Below are 5,297 nucleotides of genomic sequence, written 5' to 3' on the forward strand. Positions count from 1 at the left end.
TTCCGGGGAGAGCATCGCCTCGAACCGTTCCCATTCGGTGTTCCTGATGAGCACACCGACGGGCGCCCCGGTCGTTACGCCATAGCGGACTCCCGCCAGGATCTCGACGCTATCCCGTTCGATGCGCATTCGAGGCCCTCGCCCGTACCCCCGCCGGCGGCGCTCGAGTTCGGCCGCGAGCCCTTCGGTGAGGAATGCAAGGCCGGCCGGCAGACCGTCCACGATCGTGACGAGTCCCGGTCCGTGTGACTCACCTGCAGTGAGAAAGCGCATCATCACGATGCAGTCTCGAAGCATTGCGCCGGCGAAGCAAGTCCTATTTGAGGATCTCTTGGCCGACCGAGAGTTCGAAGGCATTGTCTCCGTACAGGAACACACCGCTGTCGGCGTCGAGCGAGACAACCATGAAACTGCCCCCGAACGCGTCACCGACGCCCACGTCGTAGCTCACCGAGTCCACTTCCACGGTGGCCCGGAGCACTCCGCCAACATCCGTGATCCCGACGAGTCGGACGCGAGTTCCCGACGGCTCATAGGTGCCCGTGGAACCGTCCCCGGTTCCTGCCGGTGAGGATTCGGTGATGAGCGGACGAAACGGATCTCTCGGCTGCGACAGTTGAAAGGAACCGGCCACGGGTGCAGGACCGGCCACGCCGGCTGCCGCCGGAGGGGCAAGCCCTGTCTGGGCAAGCGGTCCGCTCAGAGCCGGAGAAGAAGTCCCGAAGATCGAAGGGGCGATGACCAGCCATGCGGCTGCGATGGCTGCGCCGATCAGCAGGATCGAGATTGCGGTCGCCCAACCTGTCCGCCGGTTCCCCATCACTCACCTCCGTCCGGAGTCGTTGTTGTCGTCGTGTCTCCGACATCTTCGGTCACGAGGTCGCCCGTGGTGAACGCCTTGGCGGAGATCGTCACATCCAACACGGTGAACCCGTCCTTGTCGCTCGGAGTGGCCGCGATGCCGTCGATGCGGACCAACCGTTCGAGCTCCGAGATCCCGTACAGGTAGCCGAGCACTTGAAAGAACTGACCTTCGATCCTGATCGATATGGGTATCTCGAAGTAGTCCTGATTCTCGACCTGTGTGGGGTTCCCGATCGTGCTGCCCAGCCAATCGATGCCGGTCTCGTCGGCAAGCGCGTCGAGGTCGTCGATGAGCGCCGGCATCTGCGGTGTCGGTGGGATCTGTGCATCCATCGCACCGATCGCGGAGATATAGCTCAACTCGTTGTCCTGAATCGTCTTTCGGGCGGCCAGCTGTGTGCGAAGCAGGACTTCCGTGTCACGCTCGGTCTGGAGCTGCGCCTTGGTGTCGGCGATCCCCTCGTTGATCGGCCGCATGGAGAACATGTACCAGAGCGCGGTCAGGAGCACGATCACGAGGAAACCAAAGACGACTCCGGTTCGCTTCATTCCGGCACTTCCGGGATCCGTTCATCCACTCTCGTCGACACGCTCGGCTGCATCAGCGAGGCGCTGGACTGGAAGTCCACCACGGGGATCTCCCCGATCGCAGACATCTGCGCCGAAGTGACCCACCCCCCCGCCAGGGCCGGCCACACATCGCTGTCGACGACGCGAAGCCACGTCGACGCATCCGGATAGTCGAAGGCCGTCGCTCCCACCTGCACCTGCCCGACCACACCCGGTATATCCCCACTCGCGTCGACACTCCCATCGAACGATGTCAGCCAGACGCGATCCGGGATGACACGGGCGAGATCGTTGAACAGTTTTCCCCAGGCAACGTCCCTCTCGAGAGCCGACCGTATCCGTGCCACACCGTCTTCGTATCCGGTCCGCAGGTCCGCGGAGTCGCCAAGCGCGTCGATCTGCTGCTGCGTGGCCTGATTCGCCTGCTTCTGTGCGATCAACTCGTCTTCGACTCCTTGGGCCTTCCCGCCTTGCCAGTAGGAGACGAGAGCGAGCAGTACGACGTAGAGAATCCCCAGCGTGACCAATCTGGCGACCTTGCGCCGCGACTCCTTCTTCTGGGCAATCTCTGGCGGCAGCAGGTTGATCGGGCGCATCAGGCTTCGCTCCACAGGCCGAGCCCGACTGCGACAGGCAGGACCGGCTGCACTTGGGCCAGCTCGGCTTCCGACATACCCAGTTTGCCGAACTTGAGGGTGTCGTCTCCAACGATCCGAACGGCCTCGATGGGAAGCTCCAACGACTGACCCATCCGGTTGGCCAGGTGTGGGAGGCGTGCACCGTTGCCGGAGATGAGGATCCTGTCGACCGCAGTGCCGCCGGATTCGGAGCGGTAGTAGTCGATGGAGCCGCGAACCTCTTCGATCAGCGCGTCGGTCTCTTCCGTGAGGGCTCGCTTGCCTTCATCCTCCTCCGAAGCGGCGTCACCGTCGGGAGTGACTCCCGTCTTGCGCTTCCTTCGCTCGGCTTCCTGGAAGTCGAGCGAGAGCGCCTCGGCAAGGACACGTGTGAACTGCTCGCCACCGATGGGCACGATACGCAGAAAGCGAACCGTCCCGTTTCGAACGATGGCCACCTGTGTCACACCCGCTCCGATGTTCACCACGGCGCGAGCACCCTCGTCGAGTTGCAGGTCGGGGCCGACGATCGCCCTGACGAGGGCGAACGCCTGGAGGTCGATGGCCATCGGCTTCGCCCCGACCCCGGAGATGACTTCGAGCACTTCGTTGGCCATTTCACGCTGCGCGGCGATCACGAGAACGGACAGCATCGCCTCGCCGTCGGGCGTGCTGAACTCCTCCAATGGCACGAAATCGAGGATTGCCTCTTCGACCGGAATCGGAATGTACTCGGCGGCACGGAACGGCAACGACTCCCTGAGTTCCTCTTCGGACATGTAGGGCACGTCGACCCGACGGACGATGACACGCTGGTTCGCAATTCCCACGACCACGCGTTTGTGAGGGAGCTTTGCCGTCTTCCACAGCTGGGTCAGAGCGTCCCGTACCGTCGACGGCTCAACGATCTCACCGGCAACAACGGCACCGATGGGCAGTGACACCTGTCCGTAACGTTTGAGGACAGGTACCCCTTTTCCCGTCTGCACCACTGCAGCCCGGACCGCACTTGTGCCGATATCCAGACCGACATTGATCGCCATGACTCTCCGCCCTGGCCGGGCAGGCTCCCGGCCTGTTGCGACTGACCCACAGCCGCACGCACCGAATTACATCGGTGTCATTTGGAGCCTACCAACGCGCCGCGGCGCAGGCAAGCAAAGAGGTGGAACGCGCGTCGCGCACCATGCTTCGTGCTCGACACCGTCGCGGCCGGATACGGCCCGACATGCCCCGTTACGTCCGGAGATACCAGGACAGGAGCGACTGCCCCACCGGGATCGCGATCCACGCTCCGGCGATGAGGGCGGGGCCGAACGCGATCGGATCCTTCCTCCCACGAAGGCGTGTCACCAGGAGCGTGATCGCTGCCAGGCCACCCAAGGAGAAGGCCAGGAAGATGCCCGCCACCAAGGTGCCCCAGGATGCATACGCCAGAAACAGCCCGAGGAAGAAAGCCAGTTTGACGTCCCCCATGCCGAACCCGCCGCGAGCCGCCAGCGCGATGATGAACAGCAGAACGAAGTAGATCGCACCGCCCATGAGTGCTCGAGGCAGATTCTCGACGGCGTGATCTGCGTACGCTCCCCCGGCCAACAGCAGCAGACCGACGATCGTCCCGGGGTACAGGATGCGATTGGGGATTCGGTGGTGGTCGAGGTCGGTGAGCGCGAGAACGATCGTCACCGCCGCAAACCACAGGTACGGGATCAGGATCCATTGCTGCCCGATGAACCAGGCGGACGCCCCGAACACCCCTGCGGTGAAGACTTCGACGAGCGGGTAGCGGATCGAGATCCTTTCTCCACAATCACGGCAGCGGCCCCCCAGCAGCAGCCAGGAGAGAACGGGGATGTTGTCCCATGGGCGAATCGGATGGCCGCAGTGCGGGCAGGCGGACGGCGGGTTGACCACCGATAGCCCGAGTGGGATGCGGTAGGCGACGACGTTGAGAAAGGATCCGACCATCAGGCCTGCCAGGGCAATCGTTGCGGAGAGCATCGCTACCAATCGAGCCCGGCGCAATCGGCCATGTCGTCGACATCGCTCCGCGCAGTGCCGAGACACTTGTACAGGCCGGCGCTCGCGCCGGCACGCACGTGCCGAAGGCCGAACCATGTTCCCGAGTTGGAACGGGCATAGAGGAGGACGGAGTCGTCGACGTTCACGACGGTTGCCACCACGATATGAATCGAGTCGTCCGCAGCACCGCTCCAGTCGAGGCTCGGCTCCAGGGCCGAGAGGCTCGCCCCGTTCGCCGTGTAGATGCCAGCGTCTGCAGCAAAGACCTCCTCCGTCTTCTGACCGGTGACCAGCGTAGCCTGGGCGGCGGTGTCCTGGGCTCTGTGTCTGGCGCCCAGCAGTGTGGGCACAGCGATGCTCAGCAGTATCGCCATGATCGCGAGCACGACCAGCAACTCGGTGAGCGAGAACCCTGCGTCGTGCCTGTCCTGGTGCATATCTCTATCTCATCGGCCTCCGGCGGGGAGACCTGAGATGAACGGAAGAGAGGGTGGCCGTGGCCACCCTCTCAATCGTATGTTCGTGAGCTGTATTACCAGCTGGACTGGTTGCACTCGGCAACCGTGTCGATGGCCGCAGCCGTTGTAGCCGAGTTGTAGGTCGTCCCACCACCCGACGTGTCGTCTGCGATGCAGAAGAACGTACCGGATGCGCTCTCGGTGACGAGAACGACGGTGGAGGCGGTGGCTACGGGAATCCCGATCTTCGACGTGCTGACGTTGGCAAGAGTATCGAAGTCGAGGCTCGGTTCGAGCGCCTCATATGCCGTGATCGTACCGGCGATATTCGTGCTCAGGTAGGTCTCTCCATCCACATAGAACACCTTCGCGGCGGTAAGCCCGTTGCGAAGATTGCTCTGCGCGGCCCGATCCTGTGCCTTCTGACGTGCACCCAGGAATGTCGGGATGGCGATCGCCATGAGAATGGCAATGATCAGCACGACCACCATCAACTCGACAAGGGTGAAGCCTTCGTCGCTGTGAAGCCTTTGATGGATCTTCTCCATCATGATTGCTCTCCTTCCGGGCCGTCTCTCGACCCTCGAACGGTGTATCGGTCTCCATCCGCGTTTGGTTGAGTGTTTTTCGCGACGTTCGTCACGTATCGACGGGTTCCCGAGAGCCATGTATTTCGAGTTTCGTACCTCGAGGCAGGATCGATACGAGACCGCGGGGCAATACCTCTATTGGTCCCCCCAGGGAGCGAAGCGACCGTTGGGGGGAA

At 63.0% G+C, this 5,297-nt stretch carries 8 protein-coding genes; all 8 read right to left on the minus strand.

Features of this window, described 5'->3' with window-relative positions:
- A partial coding sequence (locus GXP34_14460; protein NOY57169.1) for a chorismate synthase occupies positions 1–276 on the minus strand: 276 nt, incomplete at its 3' end.
- Between the two features lie 40 nt (positions 277–316).
- Positions 317–820, minus strand: coding sequence for a hypothetical protein (locus GXP34_14465; protein NOY57170.1), 504 nt, complete (start codon positions 818–820; stop codon positions 317–319).
- Positions 820–1,413, minus strand: a complete 594-nt coding sequence (gene pilO, locus GXP34_14470; GenBank protein NOY57171.1) for a type 4a pilus biogenesis protein PilO — start codon at positions 1,411–1,413, stop codon at positions 820–822. The genes GXP34_14465 and pilO overlap by 1 nt, the downstream gene beginning before the upstream one ends.
- Positions 1,410–2,030 carry a hypothetical protein gene (locus GXP34_14475; protein NOY57172.1) on the minus strand — a complete coding sequence of 207 codons (621 nt, stop codon included), beginning with the start codon at positions 2,028–2,030 and terminating at the stop codon, positions 1,410–1,412. The genes pilO and GXP34_14475 overlap by 4 nt, the downstream gene beginning before the upstream one ends.
- Complete coding sequence (gene pilM, locus GXP34_14480) at positions 2,030–3,094, minus strand: type IV pilus assembly protein PilM (GenBank protein ID NOY57173.1); 1,065 nt, start codon at positions 3,092–3,094, stop codon at positions 2,030–2,032. Before pilM ends, GXP34_14475 begins: the two co-directional genes overlap by 1 nt.
- Positions 3,095–3,287: 193 nt before the next feature.
- On the minus strand, positions 3,288–4,052 hold the full coding sequence (locus GXP34_14485; GenBank protein ID NOY57174.1) for a prepilin peptidase: 765 nt from the start codon (positions 4,050–4,052) through the stop codon (positions 3,288–3,290).
- 2 nt (positions 4,053–4,054) lie between these two features.
- Positions 4,055–4,510, minus strand: a complete 456-nt coding sequence (locus GXP34_14490) for a prepilin-type N-terminal cleavage/methylation domain-containing protein (protein ID NOY57175.1) — start codon at positions 4,508–4,510, stop codon at positions 4,055–4,057.
- Positions 4,511–4,605: 95 nt separating this feature from the next.
- Positions 4,606–5,082 carry a prepilin-type N-terminal cleavage/methylation domain-containing protein gene (locus GXP34_14495; protein NOY57176.1) on the minus strand — a complete coding sequence of 159 codons (477 nt, stop codon included), beginning with the start codon at positions 5,080–5,082 and terminating at the stop codon, positions 4,606–4,608.
- Between the last annotated feature and the right edge of the window lie 215 nt (positions 5,083–5,297).

The organism is Actinomycetota bacterium (assembly GCA_013152275.1).
In the GTDB taxonomy this organism is placed as follows: domain Bacteria; phylum Actinomycetota; class Acidimicrobiia; order Spongiisociales; family UBA4744; genus BMS3Bbin01.